The 21,720-nt window shown below is 64.9% G+C and carries 21 protein-coding genes; 7 read left to right on the top strand and 14 right to left on the bottom strand.

Annotated features, from left to right (window positions below):
* The first annotated feature begins 109 nt into the window (after positions 1-109).
* The 3 genes from ING15_RS01050 to ING15_RS01040 all read left to right on the top strand — a co-directional run bounded on the left by ING15_RS01050 (position 110) and on the right by ING15_RS01040 (position 3,626).
* Positions 110-331, top strand: a complete 222-nt coding sequence (locus ING15_RS01050) for a hypothetical protein (RefSeq protein ID WP_206452909.1) — start codon at positions 110-112, stop codon at positions 329-331.
* Between the two features lie 179 nt (positions 332-510).
* Positions 511-1,659, top strand: a complete 1,149-nt coding sequence (locus ING15_RS01045) for a molybdopterin-binding protein (protein WP_232845481.1) — start codon at positions 511-513, stop codon at positions 1,657-1,659.
* Positions 1,656-3,626, top strand: a complete 1,971-nt coding sequence (locus ING15_RS01040; protein ID WP_206452908.1) for a molybdopterin biosynthesis protein — start codon at positions 1,656-1,658, stop codon at positions 3,624-3,626. The genes ING15_RS01045 and ING15_RS01040 overlap by 4 nt, the downstream gene beginning before the upstream one ends.
* Before the next feature lie 3 nt (positions 3,627-3,629).
* Here the strand turns inward: ING15_RS01040 and mobA are convergent, their stop codons facing one another.
* Complete coding sequence (mobA, locus tag ING15_RS01035; RefSeq protein ID WP_206452907.1) at positions 3,630-4,259, bottom strand: molybdenum cofactor guanylyltransferase MobA; 630 nt, start codon at positions 4,257-4,259, stop codon at positions 3,630-3,632.
* The gene (locus ING15_RS01030) at positions 4,249-5,142 is read right to left on the bottom strand and encodes a formate dehydrogenase accessory sulfurtransferase FdhD (RefSeq protein ID WP_206452906.1); all 894 of its coding nucleotides are present in this window, start codon (positions 5,140-5,142) and stop codon (positions 4,249-4,251) included. The genes mobA and ING15_RS01030 overlap by 11 nt, the downstream gene beginning before the upstream one ends.
* Positions 5,143-5,295: 153 nt before the next feature.
* Between ING15_RS01030 and ING15_RS01025 the strand changes: the two genes are divergently transcribed.
* Both ING15_RS01025 and ING15_RS01020 read left to right on the top strand, forming a co-directional pair.
* Entirely contained in the window at positions 5,296-6,552 is a 1,257-nt protein-coding gene (locus ING15_RS01025; protein WP_206452905.1) for a molybdopterin molybdotransferase MoeA, read from the top strand.
* A 44-nt stretch (positions 6,553-6,596) separates the two neighbouring features.
* Entirely contained in the window at positions 6,597-6,845 is a 249-nt protein-coding gene (locus ING15_RS01020) for a sulfurtransferase TusA family protein (protein ID WP_206452904.1), read from the top strand.
* A 70-nt stretch (positions 6,846-6,915) separates the two neighbouring features.
* Here ING15_RS01020 and ING15_RS01015 read toward each other — a convergent pair whose 3' ends face one another.
* The gene (locus tag ING15_RS01015; RefSeq protein ID WP_206452903.1) at positions 6,916-8,079 is read right to left on the bottom strand and encodes an Mrp/NBP35 family ATP-binding protein; all 1,164 of its coding nucleotides are present in this window, start codon (positions 8,077-8,079) and stop codon (positions 6,916-6,918) included.
* Between the two features lie 123 nt (positions 8,080-8,202).
* Here ING15_RS01015 and ING15_RS01010 point away from each other — a divergent pair, with 123 nt between their 5' ends.
* Positions 8,203-8,493 carry a DUF3144 domain-containing protein gene (locus tag ING15_RS01010; protein ID WP_206452902.1) on the top strand — a complete coding sequence of 97 codons (291 nt, stop codon included), beginning with the start codon at positions 8,203-8,205 and terminating at the stop codon, positions 8,491-8,493.
* A 34-nt stretch (positions 8,494-8,527) separates the two neighbouring features.
* Here the strand turns inward: ING15_RS01010 and ING15_RS01005 are convergent, their stop codons facing one another.
* Entirely contained in the window at positions 8,528-9,217 is a 690-nt protein-coding gene (locus ING15_RS01005; RefSeq protein WP_206452901.1) for a DUF3306 domain-containing protein, read from the bottom strand.
* Entirely contained in the window at positions 9,210-9,755 is a 546-nt protein-coding gene (locus tag ING15_RS01000) for a DUF3305 domain-containing protein (RefSeq protein WP_232845480.1), read from the bottom strand. Before ING15_RS01000 ends, ING15_RS01005 begins: the two co-directional genes overlap by 8 nt.
* An 89-nt stretch (positions 9,756-9,844) precedes the next feature.
* Here ING15_RS01000 and ING15_RS00995 point away from each other — a divergent pair, with 89 nt between their 5' ends.
* Positions 9,845-11,884: a 4Fe-4S binding protein gene (locus tag ING15_RS00995; protein WP_206452900.1), complete on the top strand. Its 2,040-nt coding sequence runs from the start codon at positions 9,845-9,847 to the stop codon at positions 11,882-11,884.
* A gap of 32 nt (positions 11,885-11,916) precedes the next feature.
* Here ING15_RS00995 and ING15_RS00990 read toward each other — a convergent pair whose 3' ends face one another.
* The 9 genes from ING15_RS00990 to ING15_RS00950 form a co-directional block, all read right to left on the bottom strand.
* The gene (locus ING15_RS00990) at positions 11,917-12,216 is read right to left on the bottom strand and encodes a hypothetical protein (RefSeq protein ID WP_206452899.1); all 300 of its coding nucleotides are present in this window, start codon (positions 12,214-12,216) and stop codon (positions 11,917-11,919) included.
* A gap of 13 nt (positions 12,217-12,229) precedes the next feature.
* On the bottom strand, positions 12,230-13,279 hold the full coding sequence (locus tag ING15_RS00985) for a DUF6352 family protein (protein ID WP_206452898.1): 1,050 nt from the start codon (positions 13,277-13,279) through the stop codon (positions 12,230-12,232).
* The gene (locus tag ING15_RS00980; RefSeq protein ID WP_206452897.1) at positions 13,279-14,040 is read right to left on the bottom strand and encodes a biotin/lipoate--protein ligase family protein; all 762 of its coding nucleotides are present in this window, start codon (positions 14,038-14,040) and stop codon (positions 13,279-13,281) included. The genes ING15_RS00985 and ING15_RS00980 overlap by 1 nt, the downstream gene beginning before the upstream one ends.
* Positions 14,040-14,231, bottom strand: a complete 192-nt coding sequence (locus ING15_RS00975; RefSeq protein WP_206452896.1) for a DUF6494 family protein — start codon at positions 14,229-14,231, stop codon at positions 14,040-14,042. The genes ING15_RS00980 and ING15_RS00975 overlap by 1 nt, the downstream gene beginning before the upstream one ends.
* Positions 14,228-15,208, bottom strand: a complete 981-nt coding sequence (locus ING15_RS00970) for a S1C family serine protease (RefSeq protein ID WP_206452895.1) — start codon at positions 15,206-15,208, stop codon at positions 14,228-14,230. Before ING15_RS00970 ends, ING15_RS00975 begins: the two co-directional genes overlap by 4 nt.
* A 142-nt stretch (positions 15,209-15,350) precedes the next feature.
* A complete protein-coding gene (locus ING15_RS00965; RefSeq protein WP_206452894.1) occupies positions 15,351-16,736 on the bottom strand; it encodes a cytochrome C in 1,386 nt (461 codons plus the stop codon).
* 19 nt (positions 16,737-16,755) lie between these two features.
* Positions 16,756-17,886, bottom strand: a complete 1,131-nt coding sequence (locus ING15_RS00960; protein ID WP_232845479.1) for a formate dehydrogenase subunit gamma — start codon at positions 17,884-17,886, stop codon at positions 16,756-16,758.
* A gap of 196 nt (positions 17,887-18,082) precedes the next feature.
* Complete coding sequence (gene fdh3B, locus ING15_RS00955) at positions 18,083-18,679, bottom strand: formate dehydrogenase FDH3 subunit beta (RefSeq protein WP_206452893.1); 597 nt, start codon at positions 18,677-18,679, stop codon at positions 18,083-18,085.
* A 16-nt stretch (positions 18,680-18,695) separates the two neighbouring features.
* Positions 18,696-21,686 carry a formate dehydrogenase subunit alpha gene (locus tag ING15_RS00950; protein ID WP_206452892.1) on the bottom strand — a complete coding sequence of 997 codons (2,991 nt, stop codon included), beginning with the start codon at positions 21,684-21,686 and terminating at the stop codon, positions 18,696-18,698.
* Between the last annotated feature and the right edge of the window lie 34 nt (positions 21,687-21,720).

Here is a 21,720-nt window from a genome sequence, read left to right as displayed (position 1 = left end):
TGCAACCCCTGCGGCATGTATGGGAGGCACCGCAAAGGAGGCGGAATCGCGGATGGACGATTTACGGAGCAGCATCAGAGCGAAAGTCGAGGATGCGCGCGGGAGGGGGATGACGGTGTCCGTCAACGCCGTTGCGGCGGAACTTGCCGACAAGTTTGCCCCCGAGGAGGAGGCCAAGAAGTTGATGATTGCGCGCTCGATCATCAAGCAATGCAGGGCGGCCGGCATCCCGATGATCCTCGGTCCCGGATTGCTCCGCGAAGACGGGGCGATATCCCCGGCGGAGGGCCAGCCTCGCGGGCGAGGGACTATCCCCTTCGGCGGAGCATGAGGCCAGTCGCCGGCGCATGGAAGCCATTGGTCTTTGCCGCACTACTTGGCCTCCCAGGTCTGTCCGGGTCGTCTACCTCTTCCCGGCGAAGGACGTTCCTGCTCCGCTCAACATGCCGAGACAGTCTGGCCCGCATAGGATGGCGCCAGTGGCGATGGCTGTGATATCGGCGGGGTACGATGAGTCGATTCAGCGGGACAATGACGGCTTTCCAGGAAACCAGAAGCGCCATCATCGCCTTCGATATGGTTCGTGACTGGCTTTTGGACGGGCTTGCGCCCGTCGCGCCGGTCGATCTGCCGCTTGAAGCCGCCCTCGGCGTGATCGCCGCGAAACCCGCACCGGCTGTGCATGCCTGTCCGTCGCGGGATGAAGCGGCGATCGACGGCTGGGCATTGGCGGCGCGGGATCTGATCGGCGCGTCGTCATTCGCGCCCGCCGTGCCGGCGGCTCCTCCGGTCTGGGTCGAGGTCGGTGACGCCATGCCGGAGGGATGCGACTGCGTTATCGACGCGCAAGGTGTCGACGCACAAGGACCTTTGGTGCAGGTCCTCACCGAGGCTATTCCTGGCCAAGGCGTACGCCGCGCCGGTGAGGACATCGCGATGGGGCAGTTGCCGGCAACCCCTGGCCGCAGGACTTCCGCCTTCGACATTCTGTGCGCGCGGCGGAGCGGCCTCGCGTGCTTGCCCGTCCGACGGCCGTGGGTTCGGCTGATCGACCTGGACTCCCTCAATGCCGCGCGTCTCACCGCGGATTTCGCCGAAATGAGAGCGGGAGCGGCTGGCGCCGACGTGGCGCGCGTTTCGTGCAAGCGCGACGTGGCTTCCATTGCGAACGACATATTGGAAGAAACCGCGGACCTGATCGTTCTCGTCGGGGGTACGGGCGCCGGCCGGAACGACCACACGGCGGCCGCCATCGCACGGGCGGGCGAACGCTTCGCCCACGGGATCGCGCTGCAACCCGGGCGCACCGCCGCATTCGGCAGAGTCGGGAAAATCCCGGTGGTCGCATTGCCGGGGCAGCCCGATCAGGCGCTGGCGGTCTGGCTGACCCTTGTCGAGCCGATCCTTCGCATGTTGACTGGAGCGACACCGCAAGACCCGCTATCCCTGCCGCTGGCGCGCAAGATATCGTCGGGAATTGGAGTGACGGACATCGTTTTACTGAAGCAGACGGAACGCGCCTGGACGCCGCTTTCGGTCGGCGCCCTGTCGCCGGCGCAACTTGTGTCGGCCGACGCATGGTGCCTGATTCCTGCGATGAGCGAAGGCCATGCCGCCGGTACGCCCGTTGCGGGATTTTCTCTCCACGAGGCGCCATGACGAAGAATTTCGCGATCGCGTCGAACACCCCTGTCGCCGCCCGCAACGAGGGCGTGGACCAGGAGCAGTTCCTGTCGATCCTGTCACGCGAAGAGGCGTTTCGCCGGTTCGAGGCAGCCGTGTTCCCACGCCCGCCCGCGAGCGAGGAATGCGCGCTTGAGGATGCGCTGGGCCGGGTACTTGCGGCCGATGTCGTCTCGCCCATCGACGTGCCGCAATTCGATCGATCCAATGTCGACGGGTTCGCGGTGCAGTCGAATGATCTGGCGACCTGCGGCCAAGCTTCGCCCGCGCGTCTGGCGCTCAATCCCGAGACGCTGGCTTGCGGCGTTGCTCCGACGCTGCCGGTATCCAGCGGCACGGCCACGCCGATCTCGACGGGGGGGATGGTTCCGCGCGGGGCCGACGCAATCGTCATGGTCGAGCACACACAGCCCCTCGAAGACGGCGCGGTCGAGGTCCGGCGCGCGGCCTCGGCCGGCCAGTTCATTTCCTATGCGGGCTCGGACATCGCGCGTGGCGAATTGCTGCTGCGTGCCGGGACCAGCATCGGCTCGCGCGAAATCGGCATGGCGGCCGCATGCGGAATTGCCCGCCTCGACATGTTGCGGAAGGTCAAGGTGGCGGTCCTGTCGACCGGCGACGAACTCGTGCAGCCCGGACAGGCGCTCGGTCCGGCTTCGGTCTACGACACCAACGGCGCGATCGTCGCCGCGGCCATTTTCGAGAATGGCGGCGTGCCGGATTTCCTCGGCGCGTTTCCCGACGACGAGGAAAAGCTGGAAGCCGCGATGCGCGCGGCGCTTAATACGCATGACATGGTCATCCTGTCCGGCGGCACATCGAAGGGCGCCGGCGACGTCAGCCATCGCATCGTCGACCGGCTGGGCCAGCCGGGAATCGTCGCGCATGGCGTTGCGCTGAAGCCGGGAAAGCCGCTTTGTCTGGCGGTCTGCGACAGCAAGCCGGTGGTGATCCTGCCGGGGTTCCCGACATCCGCGATGTTCACCTTTCACGACATGATCGCGCCGATCCTTCGCCGTATGGCCGGGCTGCCGCCACGTGCCGAGACGCGGGTATCGGCGCGCGTTCCCGTGCGGATCGCATCCGAACTGGGGCGCACCGAGTTCGCGATGGTGTCGCTGGTTCAGGGCGATGACGGGCTGGTCGCCTATCCGACCGGCAAGGGGTCCGGTGCCATCACCTCGTTTTCGCAAGCCGACGGGTTTCTGCGCATCGAAGCGCTGGCCGACCATCTGCCCGCCGGAGCGCAAGCCGAGGTCACGCTGTTCACGCCGCATATGCGGATTCCCGATCTGGTCATCATCGGCAGCCACTGCACGGGTCTCGACCCGGTCCTGACGCCGTTATCCGGCGACGGGCTGACGGTCCGATCGCTCGCGGTCGGCAGTCTGGGCGGCCTCGCAGCGGCCAAGCGCGGCGAGTGCGACCTCGCACCGATCCACCTCTACGATCCTGAAACCGACAGCTACAACACGCCGTTCCTGGTCGAAGGCCTGGAACTGGTTTCCGGCTGGCGACGCATGCAGGGAATCGCGTTTCGCATTGGCGACCCGCGCTTCGACGGCACTGGCGCGAATGAGGCCGTCGCCAACGCACTCGCCGATCCGGAATGCCTGATGGTCAACCGCAATCAGGGCGCGGGCACGCGCATTCTGATCGACCGGTTGCTGGGCCAGCACCGCCCCGGCGGCTACTGGAACCAGCCGCGCTCGCACAACGCGGTGGCGGCTGCGATCGCGCAGGAGCGCGCCGACTGGGGCGTGACGATCGAGCCGGTGGCGAAAGCGGCGGGGCTTGGCTTCCTCCCGCTCACCGAGGAATCGTACGATTTCGTACTGGTCTCGGCGCGGAAGGAGCGGAGCGCGGTGCAGGCGTTCCTGTCGGCGCTCCACGCGCCGGAAAGCCGCGAGGCACTGCAACAGGCGGGTTTCCGGCCTGCTTGAATGTCAATCTGTAAGTCGAGCCGCCAGAGCTTCGGCTCCGCCAAGATCCTCCAGCGTATTGGCGTTGAAGAAGGGATCGACCGGCTCGTTCGGCCAGGAGACGGTCGCGAGGCGATAGCGCGCTGTCCATCGGTCGATCTTGCGCATGTCCTCTCCGACAAGGGCGTCGCGCAGTTCGTCGCGCAAGGCGACCTTCCAAAGACCGATCACCGGATGCGACCAGCCGCCGGACGCGGCGACCGCCAGATCGGCGTCCTCGGCTTCCCGCGCCTCCTGGAGACGGGCCACAAGATCGCGCGGCAGGAACGGACAATCGCCCGCCACGCTCACGACCCATGCGGCGCCGGGCCGGTTCGCGGCGGTCCAGTCGAGTGCCGCCAGGATACCGGCGAGTGGTCCGGGGAAGTCTTCGAGCGTGTCGGCGACCACCGGCAGGCGGAAGGCCGCAAAGCGGGCCGGGTCGCCATTGGCGTTGAGAATGAGTTCGGCGCATTGCGGCGCGAGGCGATCCACGACATGCGACAGGATGGGGCGTCCGCCGATCTCCCGCATTGGCTTGTCGCCGCCGCCCATACGTCGCGCCAGACCGCCGGCGAGGATGACGCCGATCGGCAATGCCACATCACTCGTCATGGCCGGCGCCCTTCCGTTTGCTGCGCGAGGGTTCGTCCTCGACCGTCGCGATGTCCTGGTCGAAGACGATCCGGTCCTCGCCCGACAGCGCCGCGAAACGCTTGCCCCGCGCCCGGCCGACCAGCGTCAGGCCGACCTGCCGCGCCAGCGCCACGCCCCAGGCGGTAAAGCCGGAGCGTGAGACCAGGATCGGGATGCCCATGCGGACGGTCTTGATCGTCATTTCCGAGGTGAGCCGGCCGGTGGTGTAGAGGATCTTGTCCGCCGCATCGATCTTGTGGCTGAACATCCAGCCGGCGATCTTGTCGACCGCGTTGTGCCGTCCGACATCCTCCATGTAGCAGACCGGCTCGCCCTTCACGCAGAGGACGCAGCCGTGGATCGCTCCGGCTTCCAGATACAGCGAGGGGGTCGTGTTGATCGTCTTCGTCATCGCGTAGAGCCATGAGGTGTGAAGTTCCGCGGCCGGCAGCTCGATATCCTCCAGCGCCTCCATCAGGTCACCGAACGCGGTGCCCTGCGCGCATCCCGACGTCAGGGTCCGCTTTTTCAGCTTCTGCTCGTAATTGGTGCCGCGCTCCGTCCTGACGACCACGACCTCCAAATCCTCGTCATATTCGACGCTGGTGACGACATCGTCGGGCTTCAGCATGTTCTGGTTCAACAGGTAGCCGAGCGCCAGATAATCCGGATAGTCGTTGATCGTCATCATCGTGACGATCTCCTGGGCGTTGAGGTAGAGCGTCAGGGCGCGCTCGACCGGGACGCTGAGTTCCACCGGCGCGCCGGCCTGGTCGACGCCTTTCACCCGCTCCGTCAGGCGCGAATTGCCGGGATCCGGCATGACGACGCCGACGGTCGCCCGGTTGTTAAGTTCTTGCATGGTGCTCCCATCGTGATCTTGTCGCGTGTGCGGCGGTCGGAGCCGGCACAGAAGATTCCAGGACAAGGGTAGAGTGTCGATCGCTTGTCATATAGTGCCGATCGCAGGACGTCTGGTCATCCCGACGACCGGCGACGGATATGGGTTGTGACGATGGCTCAACTTTCGGACGATTGCTTCGCCTTCGGCGGGCCGATGATGACGGTGGCCGAGACGATTGCCCTTATCGCATCGCGGTTGCAGCCGCTGGCGGAGTCCGAATCGGTGCCTCTCGCCGAAGCCGACGGGCGTATCCTCGCTCGCGACCTGATCGCGCCGATGGCGTTGCCGCCCTTCGCCAATTCCGCCGTCGATGGTTACGCCGTCAGCGGCGCCGATCTTCCCTCGACTGGGGAGCGAGCATTCCAGGTCAGCGGGCGGGTGCAAGCGGGGCCGGGCGCGAATCTTTCCGTCGCCTCCGGGGAGGCCGTCCGGATCTTCACCGGCGCGCCGATGCCGGCCGGCGCCGACACGGTCTTCATGCAGGAAGATGTGCGTCTCGATGAGACCGGTGCGGTGGTCCTTCCCGCCGGCCTCAAGGCGGGCGCCAACATGCGCCCCGCCGGCGAGGACGTGCGGAGGGGGGCGGTCGTCCTGGATGCCGGCCGGCGCCTGCGGCCGCAGGATATCGCGATGGCCGCCGCGCTGGGCGAGACCCGTCTGGACGTCAGCCGCCGGGTCCGCGTCGCGGTGTTCTCGACCGGCAACGAGATCGTCGCGGCCGGGACGCCGCGCGGGCCGACGCAGCTCTATGATTCCAACCGGTTCATGCTGATGGCGATGCTGGCGCGGCTCGGCTGCCAGATCACCGATCTCGGCATTCTGCCGGACGATCGGGCGGCGATCACGGAAATGCTGCGCGATGCCTCGTCCGTGCAAGATCTCATCCTGACATCGGGGGGCGTGTCGACCGGCGAGGCGGATTTCGTCAAGGACGCCGTGGAAAGCGCCGGATCGCTGGTGTTCTGGCGCGTCGCGATCAAGCCGGGCCGCCCGGTGGCGATGGGCGTCATCGGCGGGACGCCGTTCATTGGATTGCCCGGTAACCCGGTGGCAAGCTTCGTCACCTTCGCGCATATCGCCCGTCCGGCGATCCTGGCACTCGCTGGCGCGACACCGGAATCGGTCGTCGCGACGCCGATCCGGGCAGCGTTTTCCTACAAGAAGAAGGAAGGCCGGCGCGAATATGTGCGTGTCAGCCTGCGCCCCGCCACAAATGGTTCGGCGGAAGCCGTGAAGTTTCCGCGCGAGGGGGCCGGCCTCTTGTCGTCGCTGGTCGAGACGGACGGGCTCGTCGAACTTGGCGAGGATGTGACTGCGGTTCAGCCGGGCGATATCGTCGGGTTCATTCCCTATGCGAGCCTCTACTGACAAGATCATTGACGCCGCCGGTCGGCTCGGCCAACTTGCCCGCCATGTCCGTTACAACCAAACTCGATCTCGTCGGTCTGAAATGCCCCTGGCCGGCCCTGAAAACCCGCAAGGCGCTCGGCGGCCTCGCCGCGGGCGATCGCCTCGAAGTCCATTGCAGCGATCCGCTGGCGACGATCGATATCCCGAATCTGATCCGCGAGACCGGCGATAGCGTCGAGATCACCGATCGGGGCAAAGACCGCGTGGTGTTCCTGATCGAAAAGCGCCAGGAAGCCGCGGTGGCGGGCTAAGGCGCGAAAACCGGACCAGTTGGACAGGGGGCACCCGCTCCCGGCCCGGCTCAGGCGCCGCGGGGAGGCCTTACTCGAAGACGATGGCCGGCGCGCTGCTCATCCGGCGCTCCTCCATCACCCTGGTCCATGCCTTCTCGGCGATCTCCCGATAGATTCTTCCATGAGTGCCGTCCGGATCGGAAACGACGATCGGCGTGCCGCCGTCGGACGTCTCGCGGATCGCCATGTCGAGCGGCACCTCGCCGAGGAACGGCGCGCCGATTCGTGTCGCTTCCTTGCGCGCTCCGCCATGGCCGAAAATATCGTGCTGGCTGCCGCAATTCGGGCAGATGAAGTAGCTCATATTCTCGACGATGCCGAGGATCGGGACATCGACCTTCCGGAACATGGCAAGGCCCTTGCGCGCGTCGATCAGAGCAAGATCCTGCGGCGTCGAGACGATGACCGCGCCGGCCAGCGGCACGTTCTGGGCCATGGTCAGCTGGGCGTCGCCGGTGCCGGGCGGCATGTCAACGACAAGCACGTCGAGTTCGCCCCATTCGACTTCGCGCAGCATCTGGGTGAGCGCCGAAATGACCATCGGCCCGCGCCAGATCATCGGAGTTTCCTCATCGACGAGGAAACCCATCGACATGACCTTCAGGCCATAGCCCTCCATCGGCTTGAGGATGCGGCCGGACACCGTCTGCGGCCTGCCGGAAATATGCAGCAGACGGGGCATGGAGGGACCGTAGATGTCGGCATCCAGAATGCCGACCTTCAACCCGTTCGCCTGAAGGCCGAGCGCCAGATTGACCGACGTGGTCGACTTGCCGACGCCGCCCTTGCCGGAGGCAACGGCGATGATTGCACCGATGCCGGGAACCCCGGCCTTTGCCGGCGGAGTTGGCCTGGCGTGAGCGGCGTGGGCCGCCATTGGCGGAGGCACGGCGGCGGCCTGCCGGGCGCTCGGTGCCGGGCGCACGGCCGGCGCGGAGGAGCCGCTACGCTCGGCGGTCAGCGCGACGACCGCCTTCTCGACGCCCTCGGCGTTCATCGCCGCCTTCTCGGCGGCGGCGCGCAGGGGTTCCAGTTCCTCGGCCCGGTCGGCCGGGACCGTCAGCGAAAAGAACGCCTTGCCGTCCGCGAGGAAAATTTCCGAGACCAGGCCGAGATCGACGATGTTGCCACTCAGATCAGGCCCTTTGACCCGCTTGAGTTGCTCCAGAATGTTGTCCTTGCTGATTGCCAACTGAACTCTCGCTGTTATGGAAGTCTGGACCGTCACATACGGCAAATGTCGTGCCGCGGCCAATTGCTCTTCGTGATTGGAGATAATGGCGACCGCCGGGACGCGCCAGGAGGAGACACGGATATGCCGCCGCAGGGAAATGGCACGCAAGGGCAAGCGGCCGAACCGCTGGAAAAGACCAGCCCGGAGGCGTTCGTCAGGTTGGCCGACCGATTCATCGATGTCGCCAACCGCGCCAATCGCAAGGTTCCCGCGACGGACATTCACATGGCCTTTCTCTATGCCGCGGCGCGCTACAACGCCCATGTCGGGCGCAATGTCCGCGATGTCGACGACCACGAGGTGTATGTCGAGGAAATGGCCGGCATTTACAAGGAAATGCTGCGGACCCACCTTTCCGATCCGGACGTGTGAAAGGAGTGCCGGCCGGCGGCTCGAAGCCTCGGGCCTACCCCTCCAGGCGGCTGCGTATCGAGACGCGTCGTCGCGGCGGCTCGGCCTCTTCAGGCTCGATCGATTGCCCAGGCGCGAAGACGAGTTCATCCGTCGCGTCGCTTTCGATGGCGATCTCGACGGGCTCTTCTTCGTCCGATGACGCCGCCGTAGCGTCTTCATCGTCGTTAGCGATCGTCAGAGCGTCAGCGGCGCGAACCTCCTCCACAGGCTCGGCTTCACCGGCGGCCGGCTCGTTCGCCGCGACGTCCCGAGAAATCCCGCCGGTCGCCTGCTGGGTTTCCTGCTCTTCCAGGCTCAAAAACCCGCGCCCAGCCTGCCAGAGGGATTTGTAGACATTGTGCGCGGGATTGCGGAAATCCTCCTCATAGTCGTTGAGCCCGTCGAGATTGGCGAAGACCGGATCGGTTCGCCACAGCGTCCGCAGCGCTTGCTTGCGCAGCAGCTCAGGAACACCGCGCTTCAGGAAGATCGAAAAATCGTCGCCCCGAACCAAGGAATCGATATCGACCGCTTCGGCGGCGATGCGGTTCTCCTCCGCTTCCGGATCGGGCGTGTCGGCTTCAACGACCGGCGCGCAATCGTCCGGCGCTATCTCCGCCGCCGGTTCGGCGTCTTCGAGATCGCGCTTGCGCCGCGACCAGCGCGACAGGAAGCCTTCGGTCTTGTCGGCCTCGTTAGCCATCGAATTTGCCTCCAGAGGGCTTTTCGCGGTGCAGGAAGATCGGCTCCTGGCCGAATTTGTGGTCGTCGATGTCGAGCCTGTCGCGCCGCCGCTTCCTGAACACGTCTTCCTTGTGATAGCGCTCGACGAAATCCATGATCGCCCCGGCAATTTCAGCCGGCATCGCGACCCGCTCGACGATATCTTCGGCGCTGTCGTCATAGTCCTGTGCCAGATAGGGCGAGGCCGTCACCGAATGGACAAACCACGGCAGCGGGTGAGTGTCGTCTTCGGAGCGCCGCAAGATGACGAAAAGGGCCGGTGTCTGGCTGTTGAAATTATGGACATAGGCCTCGGTGTCGGCGGCGTGGCATGTGAGATTGTGGACGCCCATGAAATAGCGCGTCATGGTGTCGTCGCGCAGGAGTTCATCGCCGGCCGAAAAGTTCCCTGAAGCGGGTGTTATACCGACAGGAATCCAGTACTCCTTCGCCCATCTCGAGACCGACCGCCGCTTCTCTGCGAGCACGCCCACCATGATCGTCAACTCCCGGGCCAAGCAGCGTCATCCTTTCGTATCAGACAGGCTCATTTGCCCGCTTTCGTTGATAGAATAACGTGTTAAGGCTCGCTCACAAGGGAGAAGCCATGTCCGCAACGAGCAAACGGTTCCTGATCTGCAATTGCGAGAAGTCCATGAAAATGGATGGAAAAGCCATTGCGCGTGCGACCGGCGAGACGGGGCTGACCGTTCATACCAATCTCTGTCGCGGCCAGATCGGCGTCTTCGAAGGCGCGGTGGCGGCCGGGGACGAGATCGTCGTCGCGTGTACCCAGGAAAGCCCGCTCTTTGCCGAAGTCGCGGAAGAGGCGGGACGCGAGGTCGCGGCCTTCGTCAATATTCGCGAGACCGCCGGCTGGACGACGGACAAGGCGACGACCGCGCCGAAGATGGCCGCGCTGCTCGCCGCTGCTTCCCTGCCGATCAAGCCGGCCCGTCTGCGCACCATCTCCAGCGACGGGCTGTGCCTCGTCATGGGCGAGGGGCAGGCGGCCTTCGACGCCGCCGCGATGCTCAATCGGACGCTTTCGGTCACGCTGCTCCTGACGGGAGCCGACGACATTCTGCTGCCGGCCGTTCTCGATTTTCCGGTGTTCCGCGGCAAGGTGTCCATGGCGCATGGTTCGCTGGGGGCCTTCGACGTCGTCGTCGATGGCTATGCGGCCATGCTGCCCTCCTCGCGCGGCGAGCCCCAGTTCGGCCTCGCTCGGGACGGCGCCAGATCGACCTGCAGCGTCCTGTTCGACATGACCGGCGACGCCCCCCTGTTTGCGCGGCCGGCGGGTCGCGACGGCTATTTCCGCGCCGACCCGGGTGACCCCGCAGCCGTCATGCGGGCTGTCTTCGAGGCGAGCGCCTATGAGGGCGAGTTCGAGAAACCGATCTATGTCTCGTACGACGCCGCGATCTGCGCTCACGAGCGGTCGAAGAAGACCGGTTGCACGAAATGCATCGACAATTGTCCGCCGAGTGCGATCACGCCCGCGGGCGACGAGGTGCTGATCGACGCCGATATCTGCGGTGGCTGCGGCAATTGCGCCGCCCATTGCCCGACGGGCGCCGTCTCCTACGATTATCCGGTGCGCGCCCAGCTGGTCGAGCGCGTCCAGACGCTGGCGCAGACCTATCTCGCCGCGGGCGGAAAATCGCCCGTCCTCTTGATTCACGATCGCACCCGCGGCGCGCCGCTGATCAATGCCATGGCGCGGCTCGGGCGGGGCCTGCCGGCCAACGTCATCCCGCTCGAACTGCACTCGACTACCGGCATAGGACACGATCTGATGGCCTCGGCGCTGGCCGCCGGGTTCCGCTCGCTGGTGGTGCTGGTGGACCCGCGCAAGACGGGCGAGCTGAACGCGCTGAATGAGGAGGTCGCTCTCCTCGACGCTTTGACCGGCGGCATGGCGCTCGGCGCCAACCGTGTCCTGATCCTCGACGCAAGCGATCCCGACATCGTGGAATCGACGCTCTACGAGTTCGAGCCGGCGCCGGAAATCGCGCGTACCGCTTTCGCGCCGGTGGGCGGCAAGCGCGAGGTGGCGCGGGCCGCCATTGCGATCCTGGCCAAGGCGGGGCAGGCAGAGTCCGACCTCATCCGTCTGCCCGAATCCGCGCCCTATGGCTCGATCAACGTCGACAAGCAACGCTGCACGCTGTGCATGGCCTGCGTCTCGGCCTGTCCCGCCGACGCGCTGCGCGACAATCCGGACAAGCCGCAATTACGGTTCGTGGAAGCGGCCTGCGTCCAGTGCGGCATCTGCGCGGCTACCTGCCCGGAAACCGCGATCTCACTGGAGGCGCGCTACAATTTCGCGCCGACCGTCATGCAGCCTGTGACGCTGAACGAGGACGAGCCGGCCGAATGCATCCGTTGCGGCACGCCCTTCGCGGCGCGCGGCATGCTCGACAAGGTCAAGGAGAAACTCGGCGGCACGCACTGGATGTTCCAGAGCGAGGAGCGTGTCGCGCTGTTGCAGATGTGCGAAAACTGCCGACTCGAAGCCCTTGCCGCCGACGGCGGCGATCCCTTCGCGATCGCCCACCGGTCGCGGATTCGCACGACCGACGATTATCTGGAGGCCGGCAAGCGCGGGCTGTCGATCGACGACTTCTTCAGAGAGGACTGATATCAACCGCAGATCGCTGCGGCCCGGATCGCTCAGTTGCGGTCGTAGCAGAGCGAGCGCGCCTGCGCGCGTGACTGCTCGGCGGCGTCCGCGCCGATCATGCCCTGCGCGACCATCGCGTCGATATCGGCGACCCGCTTGTCGATGCAGGCGGCCACATCGCCCGAAACGGTCAATTCCTCAAGTCGCTCGGCCCGTTCTCCCACGCTTGGCACCCATTCCTCGGTATTCAGCCAGAGGAAGAAGGCGCCGATGGCGAGCAGGATCGCGAACAGCAGCGCAACGAGCCGCATCCACGGGGCGTTCACGATCGATGTCGATGATGTGGTCATGTCGGTTCCTTGCTCACTGTAGGCCCGTTGTCAGGGGAAGGTTGGTCAACAGGTTTTGTGGCTTCAGTCGAACGAGACTATCGGCCGTTGCCGCCAGACCCAGATAGGCGGGTTTGCCCCGCATCGTCTCGATGAGGCGATCGGGTTCCAGGAACTCCATGCGGTACAGTGCGGCGATGCGGTTGAGACGGTTCTCATCGACTGGCTCCCCCTCATAGAGCCCGTTCAGTATCAGCGTTGATTCCGCGTCGAGGCCGACATGCCAGGTCCAGCGTTCGTCTTTGATCGACTGCATGGCCTGAACGCGGACCGGTAGCTGCATGAAATGGCCGACCCATCGTTCGACGACGCGGGCCAGCGCGTCCTGTCCCGGCTGGGTGAAGCGGAAATCGAGCGCGAAATTGAACTGATCAGCGCGCTCCCAATAGGCGGCGGCGTTGTCCTCGGTCATCACATCGAGCAAGACCTCGCGCATCGGCGTTCCGGCCTCGGCCAGCAAGGCTCCAAGGCCGCCGAAACCGCCGGATTCCGAATACATCTCGACCACTTCCGCGTCGGCGAGCATGAGCTGGCCATCGCTCGTCGTCGCCTTCTGGTCGCGGAAGAACAACTCGGCGGCGCGCAGCACGAAGGGATCGCGCACATCCGCCAACAGGGAGCACAGGACGAGATGAACCATCTGCTCGATGAAGACCGGCGGCACTTGCGGCGCGCCCGGCTGAAACAACGCCAGATAACCCGCTTCGATCGAGCCGTGCTTCAAGAGATGATCGCGATAGCCAAGCACCAGCCGGTAATTGTCGGCGGCGTCCTTGTCGGCGATCGCGGCGAGTTCGGCGTCGGGAACCGGCGCTGTCGGGGCCTCCATCAGCTTTTCGAACAGGCGATGCTCGTTCTCGCAGCTCTCCTCGATCGGGTGGATTTCCGGTCGCGTGTAATAGGCGCGCAAGAAGTCCGGCGTGACGGCCAGCCAGCCGCTTTCGAGCCTGTGCGTCAAATGCAGGCCGGCGGATTTCCAGATTGCCCGCTGCCCGTTACGGGGAGGGGCGGGTCGAGCGTCCATCAGGCGCCTACTCCCAAGCCTGTGCAAAGAGGGACCAGCACCGGCCGCCCCTCCGCCTGAACAAGCAGGCCGCCGTCCTCATCCATGCCGACCATTGTGCCGGAGCGGGCACCGTTGTCGAAAGGGAGGTCGATATGCTTGTCCAGATCGTTGGCGCGCGCCAACCAGGACTGGTGCGCGTCGCGAAATCCATCATGCATCCAGCCGTCGATCCATGACAGGAAGTGCCGGGCGACAGCCTCGATGATGCTGGTGCGGTCCAGTTCGCCGCAACCTTCCTCGAACAGCGCCGTCACATTCGGGTCAAGGCCGGGTTCGCCGCGCGAACGGGCCGAAATGTCGAGCGCCAGCTCGAACGCGACGACGATGTGGTCCGGAATATCGGAAGCTTCGGCGTTTCCGGAAGAGTGGAAGGCGACCGTGCCGACGATCCCGCCATTGGCCAGAATCGTGCCGGGCCAGCGGAAGGTCAATGCCAGATTGGGCGGGCCGATGGCGCCGAGCGCGTCGCCGAGCGCGACCATCATGACCGGGACCATCTGCGCCGCAACGACGAGAGGCGTCTCCGGTTCGAGAACGAACGCGGCCGTGGCGCGGCCGCGATCCTCGCTCCAGACGACATCTCCGGCTCCATACGAACCGGATGCGACGCCCTTCACCGCGACGGCGAAGGGGTCCGCGTCCACGGCGACCGCGTGACCGGTGAAGACCGGTGGAAATTCCGGAACGGCCAGCGGCCGGAGCTCGGGCGCCGCGATCATCACGGCAGCTGGATTTCGCCCTCGACCACATGATTGAGCGGGGCGCCCTCGGCGGTCAGGACGATCTTGACCTTCATCGGCCCGGAGCCTGCCTTGCCGGAGCGCACCAGTTCCTCGATTTCGCGCTGCGAGGTCACGCCGACCTGCTTCAGAAATTTTCTCAGCGACATGTTGAAGGCTTCTTCGCTCATCGGTTTTTTTCCTTTTCGCTTTCGTTCTGGACGAGGATGTCCAACAATTCGCCGGCGCGTTCAATCGAAAAGGTGAGCGTGTCCTGCCCGGCGGCAAGGACGATCGCGGCGAGATAGTCGGGCTGGCCACGCACGGCCAGCTCGCCGATGGCGCGGATACGGTCTCCTTCGGCGATGCCGGCCCGATCTTCCGGCGAACCGGGTGAAACGCGAACGACTTCAGCGCCGGGTTCCCCCGTCTCGCCGGGCGCCGGCAGCGGGCGCAGGATGAGGCCCGCCGCGCGGCGGTCGATACGGCCATCTTCGCCGTCATCCAGCACCGCCGCAAGGAGCCGCGCGGAGACTGCGAAGTTGACACCGAGATTTCCGTCCGAGGACTTGGTGAAGATCGCGCTGGCCATTCCGGCGACGTGTCCGTCCGCCGTGATAAGGGGCGCCCCGGACATGCCCGGATTGATTGCCGCGTCGGTCTGGAGGAAGTCCTCGACGCGATTGAAGCCGACGCCGCGCCGGCCGGTCGCCGATATCACGCCGCAGGCCAGGCCGATCCCGAGGCCAAATGCGTTTCCAAGGACGCAGGCGTCGGCGCCCGTGCTTATCTCGGCGGAGAAGGCCAAGGGCGGAAGCGGCTCGGCGATTTGCAGCAGGGCGATATCCGTATCGGCGTCGCGCAGGGTGATGTCGGCGTCGCGGACGGCGCCGGAAGCCAACCGCACGCGCACGGCGTTGGCGCGTCCGAGCACATGGTCCGCCGTCACGAGGGTGCGGCCGTCGTGGATCGCGAAACCGGTGCCCTCGGGCTCTTCCTGATCGATCTCATGCTTTGGCAACAGCGGAAGGACAGCGACAACGGATTGCGTCGCGGCGGTTGCGATGGCCGTGCGCCAATTGCCGCCTTCAAGCGCGGCCGTCTCGCCCGTGCCGGCCACCCCGATGGCCAGCGCAAGCAGAGCCGCGCGGCCGCGAGTGACGCGCATTACAGCCGCACGTTCTCCGTCGAATAGGCCCGGCTCGCCGGCGTTTCGAGAGGCTCGTCGAGGAGAAACCCGACGCCGAGGGCGACGACCAGCAGGATTACGATGCTCAAGAGGAAGGCTTTCATTTTTCAGTCCGACTCCGTCAATTCTTGCTCTGCCGCTCGCCGGGCAACGGCGTTTTCCCGTTCGTGGCCGTAGCTTCCAGCAAGTAGGTGATCAGTGCGTCCCGCCGTTCGACGCTCTTGAGCCGCTGGACCGGCATTTTCGTCCCCGGCGTTACGACATCCGGTCCATCGTCGAATAGCCGCGAAACCGTCTCCGGAGTCCAGACGATATCCGATTCCACCAGCGCCTGAGAATATTTGTAGCCTGGCACCGTCCCGGCAACCCTGCCGAACAGGCCGTACAGCGTCGGTCCGGCGCGATTGGCGTCGTACGGGGTCAGCGTGTGGCAGACCGAGCATTTGCGCAAGAACTCCATCTCACCGGGGCCGCCGCGGTTAACCGTCTGAAACCGGCGAGGATAGACGGACTGGATGGGCTCGAGGGGATGGCGCGGCGCGACCTGCCAACGGATCGCGAAATCGTCCAGCCCGCTGCGATAGAGCTGGGTGCCTTCGGGCGTGAACGAAAGCCCCCATACGGGGCCGTAGATATCCCCGTATTCCTCCACGAGGTTTCCCGTATCCACATCGAAGACGCGGATATTGCCGTTGGCGCTGCCCGTGGCGAACCACCCCGCGCGCGGCGACGAAGCGATCGACAGGACCGGGTGCTCGTTCGATGCCAGTTCGGCGACGTCACCGCTCGGAAGATCGATGACGCCGGTCACGCCGTTCAGCGTTCCGAAGGCCAGCAGCGAACCGCCGGGCAGGGCGGCCAGCACGTTGACGCCCCAGCCATGGGCGTAAAGCAGGCGCGAGGGGCCGGCGATCAGGCCGTTCTCAAGCGGCCACTCGCGCACCGTGCCATCGTAACCGGCGGTGAGGAGCTGCCGGCCGTCCAACGAGAAGGCAACGGCGTTGACATTGCCGCGGTGGCCTTCGATACGGGCGATCTCCCGCCCAGCGGCGATGTCGAAGATCCGCGCCGTTCCGTCCCAGCGGGCCGCGGCCGCGAACCGCCCGTCGAGACTGACCGCGACGTCCTGAACCTTGTCCTTGGTGTCCTCGATCAGGACTTCCAGCCGATTTTCCCGCAGATTCCAGATCGCCAGCGCGCCGTCATCGGAGACGGAGACGGCCTTTGCGGCGCCAGGGACGAAGGCGACGTCATTGACGGCGGCGTTGTGTCCGATCAACCGCGCGACGATCGCGCCCTCCGGACCCTGCATCCGCCAATGGATGATCGAATAGTCGAAGGATGCGGTCAGTGCCTCGGAGCCATCATCGGACAGGGCGATCCCCATGACCGGACCGCCATGGCCGACGAGGCGTTCAGGCCATTCCTGATCGCCTGGAGCGGAATGCGCCTGGGCGGAGACGGTGAGGGCCGCTGCCAATGTCACACGCCGGAGCGCCCCATACATCTCACTTGCTTTCCGACTATTATTCCGCGGGCTCAGGATTGGCCGTGACCGGCGGCATGGCGTCCTTCTCGCGTAGCTCATCGACCCAAAGCGAGTGGTGTTCCCTGGCCCAGTTCAGATCGACCTTGCCGCTGCCCACCGCACCGAATGCCCCCTCCATGCCGAAGCTGCCGATATAGATGTGGCCGAAGATCAGGCAGATCATGAAGACGGCCATGACGACGTGCCAGACGGTGTTGAACTGTTGTTCCAGAATTGGCGAATAAGGCGGCTGCGGCAGTCCCAACAGCGCCGGAATATCGACGCCGATCGAAGCGAGGCCGGTGAAGGTGTCGCCGAAGAAACTATGCTCGAACGGAAACAGCAAGGCCCAGCCCGAGACGGCGAGCGAAAGCCCGCCGAGCATGACCAGCCAGAAAATGATCTTCTGGCCCGCGTTGAACTTCTTCGCCGGGGGATGGACGCCTTTGGACAACAAACCACCGGCATGGGCGAGCCATACCAGGTCGTGCCGGCTCGGCAGATTGTGTGCGATCCATGTGACGAACGCGATCGCCAAACCAAGCATGAAGGCGAAGGCGACGTAGTTGTGGGACAGCTTCAGGAATTCCGAGATCGGCCCGAACGCCTCCTTGCCGATCAGCGGTATGATGACGCTTCGCCCGAACGAAACGTTGAGGCCGCTGATCGCAAGGATGATGAACGACAGCGCCATCAGCCAATGGCCGGTGCGTTCAATGGTCGAGAAACGCTTGATCTTGACGCCAGACAGTCCGTGCTCGACGCGGATCCGTCCACGAATAGCGAAGAACAGCGCCAGCAGAATCAACGTACCGATCATGGCAAGACCGAGATAATCGAACATCGGTCCATTGCGCAGCAACCGCCAGGACTCCCCCTCCGATTGAATCATGACGGCAGCCTTCTTGTCGGGGATCGAGACATTGCCCGACACCCCTTGGCGGACAGTCCGCCAGATTTCCGCGTCCGACGTCGTTCCCAGCGCATCTCCCGGCACCGCGCCGCCGGTCGGCGATCCGGTTGTCGAGACAGCGCTCTCGGGCGGGCGGACCGAACTCTGCGCGGTCCCGGCGCTCGTCGCCACCAATGTCATAAAGAATGCCACGGCAATGACCGGTGCGATCGACATCAACAAACGCGCCGACACAAGTCGGATCAAGCAAGCGCGAAGCATCCTCAAGCTGGGCATTTGCTCTTCTCCTGAGCGGATCGAAAACACCGAATCCAGCATATGCTGCCGAACACGAAGGCAACGGTCTCGCCTCGCAGTTCGGAAAAAACGGCGGACAGCCGGAGCCGCCCGCCGGTGGGACACGATAGCTGGCTCAGCCGCCAGTCTTCTGGCCGTAGGCCGTGCCCCAACCCCACGCGCCGGCGCCGAAGCCTCGGGCCACCACGCGCTCGCGGTAGATCGACGAGACGGTGTCGCCGTCGCCGGCCAAAAGCGCCTTGGTCGAGCACATCTCCGCGCAGAGCGGAAGCTTGCCCTCGGCAAGGCGGTTGCGGCCGTATTTCTGAAACTCGATCGCCGAATTGTCTTCTTCCGGGCCGCCGGCGCAGAAGGTGCACTTGTCCATCTTGCCGCGCGAGCCGAAGTTGGACGCCTGCGGATATTGCGGCGCGCCAAACGGGCAAGCGTAAAAGCAGTAGCCGCAGCCGATGCACAGGTCCTTCGAATGCAACACAACGCCGTCGTCCGTCGTGTAGAAGCAGTCGACCGGGCACACCGCCGCACACGGCGCGTCCGAACAATGCATGCAGGCGACCGAGATCGAGCGCTCGCCCGGCTTGCCGTCATTGATCGTGACGACACGCCGGCGATTGACGCCCCACGGCACTTCATTCTCGTTCTTGCATGCGGTGACACAGGCATTGCACTCGATGCAGCGCTCGGCATCGCAGAGGAATTTCATTCTTGCCATTGTCTCATTCCTCCCTTTACGCCCGCTCGATCCGACACAGCGTCGTCTTGGTTTCCTGCATCTGGGTCACCGAGTCGTAGCCGTAGGTCTGCGCGGTATTACAGGCTTCACCGAGAACATAGGGGTCCGCCCCTTCCGGATATTTCGAGCGAAGATCGTTGCCCTGGAAATAACCGCCGAAGTGAAACGGGGTGAAGACGACCCCCTGACCCACACGCTGGGTGATCATTGCCATGATGCGGATCTTGCCGCCTTCCGGACTGTGCAGCCAGACCGTGTCGCGATCCCGAAGGCCGAGATTGTTGGCGTCTGAAGGGTTGATCTCGACGAACATGTCCTGCTGCAGTTCGGCAAGCCATGGGTTCGACCGCGTTTCGTCGCCGCCGCCCTCATATTCGACCAGCCGTCCCGACGTCATGATCATCGGGAAGTCCTTGGAGAAGTCGTTCTTCTGGATCGACGCATAGGCCGTCGGCACGCGCCAGAAGGTCTTGTCCTCATAGGTCGGATAGTCGGTGACCAGATCGCGGCGCGGCGTGTAGAGCGGCTCACGATGGATGGGGACGGGATCGGGGAAGGTCCACACGACCGCCCGCGCCTTGGCGTTTCCGTAAGGCGTGCAGCCGTGTGCGATGGCGACCCGCTGGATGCCGCCGGACAGGTCGGTCTTCCAGTTCACGCCGCCGACCTTCTTCTCGTAGTCGGACGGAATCTCGCCTGTCTGCGAGGTCTCGCCGACCTCATTGTCCCTGGAAGGACGCTGATCGGCGAAACCGGCAACGTAGTCGATGTACCGGCGCTCGTAAGGCGTCAGGTCCTTGTCCCAGCCGAGTTCCTTCAGCATTGCGAAGGTGAACTCCGGGTAGCCGTCCTCGATCTCCGAGCCGACCGGCCAGGACCCTTCGGCGAGAAGATTGTCGCCGTCGCGCTCGACCCCAAAGCGGGCGCGGAAGCCCATGCCGCCCTGGGCCACAGGGATCGACGTGTCGTAGAGATTGGCCGAGCCAGAATGCTTCATCTCCGGCGTGCCCCAGCAGGGCCACGGCATCCCGTAGAACTCGCCGTCATGCGGGCCGCCCGCCGCGCGCAGGGTGGTCTTGTCGAAGGTCTGCTGGTTTTCCATGTGCGACTTCATCCGCTCCGGCGACTGACCGGTATAGCCGATGGTCCACATGCCGCGGTTGAACTCGCGGGTGATGTCCTCGATGAGGGGTTCGCCGTCCTTGACCTCGATGTTGCGGAACATGCGATCGGCGAAGCCGAATTTTTCCGCGAACTTGTACATGATCGTGTGGTCGGGCAGGCACTCGAACAGTGGCTCGACCACCTTTTCGCGCCATTGCAGCGAGCGGTTCGACGCGGTGACCGAGCCGTAGGTCTCGAACTGCGTGGCCGCCGGCAGCAGATAGACACCGTCGGTGCGGTCCTGCAGCACGGCCGTCATGGTCGGGTAGGGATCGATCACGACCAGAAGGTCGAGCATGCCCATCGCCTTCTGCATCTCCGGCAAGCGGGTCTGCGAGTTCGGGGCATGGCCCCAGAACACCATCACCCTGGTGTTGTCCGGCTGCTGCAGGTTTTCCTTCGCTTCCAGAACGCCGTCGATCCAACGGGACACGGGAATGCCGGTCTCGTTGATCATCATGCGATCCTTGCCGTCGGCGCCTGCGCCCGGCATCACCGCGAACCGACCCTTCAGCCAGTCCAGTTCCTCTTCCCAGACACGCGCCCAGTGGGCCCAGGAGCCATCGCTGAGCCCGTAATAGCCGGGCAACGTATCGGCCAGCACGCCCAGATCCGTCGCGCCCTGCACATTGTCATGGCCGCGGAAGATGTTGGTGCCGCCGCCGGCCGTGCCCATGTTGCCAAGAGCCAGCTGCAGGATGCAGTAGGCGCGGGTGTTGTTGTTGCCGTTGCTGTGCTGGGTTCCGCCCATGCACCAGATCAGCGTGGCGGGGCGGTTTTCCGCCATCGTGCGGGCGACGCGGTTCAACTGCGATCCCGGTACGCCGGTGACCTTCTCGACTTCTTCGGGCGTCCATTTCGCCACTTCGGCGCGAATCTGGTCCATACCCCAGACGCGGCTCTGGATGAACTGCTTGTCCTCCCAGCCATTCTCGAAAATGTGATAGAGGATGCCCCAGATCAGCGCCACGTCGGTGCCCGGCCGGAAGCGGACATACTCGTCGGCATGCGCCGCGGTCCGGGTAAAGCGTGGATCGAGAACGATCAGCGGGGCGTTGTTTTCTTCCTTGGCTTTCAACAGATGCAGCAGCGAAACCGGATGGGCTTCCGCCGGATTGCCGCCGATCAGGAAGATCGCCTTGGAATTGTGGATGTCGTTGTAGGAGTTGGTCATCGCGCCATAGCCCCAGGTGTTGGCAACACCCGCGACAGTGGTGGAATGACAGATACGCGCCTGGTGATCGACATTGTTCGACCCCCAATAGGCGGCGAATTTGCGGATCAGATAGGCCTGCTCGTTGGAATGCTTGGCCGAACCCAGCCAATAAACGGAATCGGGCCCGCTGGATTCGCGAACCTCGAGCATCTTGTCGCCGATTTCATTGATGGCCTCGTCCCAGCTGACGCGCTGCCATTTTCCGCCGACGAGCTTCATCGGATATTTCAGCCGGCGTTCGCCATGAGCGTGTTCGCGCACCGAAGCGCCCTTGGCGCAATGCGCGCCGAGGTTGAACGGGGAATCGAAGCCCGGCTCCTGGCCGATCCAGACTCCGTTGGAAACCTCCGCGATGACCGTGCAGCCGACAGAGCAATGGGTGCAGATCGACTTCCTGGTCTCGATGTTGCCGCTGGCGGTGTCCGCGGCCGCCTCAGCCCGGCGCACCATCCCGCCGGATAGCGACGAAATCGCCGCCGCGCCGCCGATGGCGAGCCCGGACCGTTTCAAGAACGTGCGGCGATCGACCGCCCGGTTTCCGAATTCCGACAGCGCAGATGACACCCGGGGACTTCTCGCAGTTCCTGCCGCCTTCTTCCTGAGCATGGTTGTCTCCGTTTCCTCCGTCGCAGTCGCCTGC

Origin of the sequence: Aurantimonas marina (genome assembly GCF_017183135.1) — a bacterium.
GTDB classification, from domain to species: Bacteria; Pseudomonadota; Alphaproteobacteria; order Rhizobiales; family Rhizobiaceae; genus Aurantimonas; species Aurantimonas marina.
Note: the sequence above shows the minus strand (reverse complement) of the source record. Positions and strands in the feature narration are given on the sequence as shown.

Excerpts from the sequence above, each read along its gene's own strand:
- ING15_RS01050 (WP_206452909.1), top strand. The coding sequence starts at position 110 with ATGACGGTGTCCGTCAACGCCGTTGCGGCGGAACTTGCCGACAAGTTT.
- ING15_RS01045 (WP_232845481.1), top strand. The coding sequence starts at position 511 with ATGAGTCGATTCAGCGGGACAATGACGGCTTTCCAGGAAACCAGAAGC.
- ING15_RS01040 (WP_206452908.1), top strand. The coding sequence starts at position 1,656 with ATGACGAAGAATTTCGCGATCGCGTCGAACACCCCTGTCGCCGCCCGC.
- mobA (WP_206452907.1), bottom strand. The coding sequence starts at position 4,259 with ATGACGAGTGATGTGGCATTGCCGATCGGCGTCATCCTCGCCGGCGGT.
- ING15_RS01030 (WP_206452906.1), bottom strand. The coding sequence starts at position 5,142 with ATGCAAGAACTTAACAACCGGGCGACCGTCGGCGTCGTCATGCCGGAT.
- ING15_RS01025 (WP_206452905.1), top strand. The coding sequence starts at position 5,296 with ATGGCTCAACTTTCGGACGATTGCTTCGCCTTCGGCGGGCCGATGATG.
- ING15_RS01020 (WP_206452904.1), top strand. The coding sequence starts at position 6,597 with ATGTCCGTTACAACCAAACTCGATCTCGTCGGTCTGAAATGCCCCTGG.
- ING15_RS01010 (WP_206452902.1), top strand. The coding sequence starts at position 8,203 with ATGCCGCCGCAGGGAAATGGCACGCAAGGGCAAGCGGCCGAACCGCTG.
- ING15_RS01005 (WP_206452901.1), bottom strand. The coding sequence starts at position 9,217 with ATGGCTAACGAGGCCGACAAGACCGAAGGCTTCCTGTCGCGCTGGTCG.
- ING15_RS00995 (WP_206452900.1), top strand. The coding sequence starts at position 9,845 with ATGTCCGCAACGAGCAAACGGTTCCTGATCTGCAATTGCGAGAAGTCC.
- ING15_RS00990 (WP_206452899.1), bottom strand. The coding sequence starts at position 12,216 with ATGACCACATCATCGACATCGATCGTGAACGCCCCGTGGATGCGGCTC.
- ING15_RS00985 (WP_206452898.1), bottom strand. The coding sequence starts at position 13,279 with ATGGACGCTCGACCCGCCCCTCCCCGTAACGGGCAGCGGGCAATCTGG.
- ING15_RS00980 (WP_206452897.1), bottom strand. The coding sequence starts at position 14,040 with ATGATCGCGGCGCCCGAGCTCCGGCCGCTGGCCGTTCCGGAATTTCCA.
- ING15_RS00975 (WP_206452896.1), bottom strand. The coding sequence starts at position 14,231 with ATGAGCGAAGAAGCCTTCAACATGTCGCTGAGAAAATTTCTGAAGCAG.
- ING15_RS00970 (WP_206452895.1), bottom strand. The coding sequence starts at position 15,208 with ATGCGCGTCACTCGCGGCCGCGCGGCTCTGCTTGCGCTGGCCATCGGG.
- ING15_RS00965 (WP_206452894.1), bottom strand. The coding sequence starts at position 16,736 with ATGTATGGGGCGCTCCGGCGTGTGACATTGGCAGCGGCCCTCACCGTC.
- ING15_RS00960 (WP_232845479.1), bottom strand. The coding sequence starts at position 17,886 with ATGTCGATCGCACCGGTCATTGCCGTGGCATTCTTTATGACATTGGTG.
- fdh3B (WP_206452893.1), bottom strand. The coding sequence starts at position 18,679 with ATGGCAAGAATGAAATTCCTCTGCGATGCCGAGCGCTGCATCGAGTGC.
- ING15_RS00950 (WP_206452892.1), bottom strand. The coding sequence starts at position 21,686 with ATGCTCAGGAAGAAGGCGGCAGGAACTGCGAGAAGTCCCCGGGTGTCA.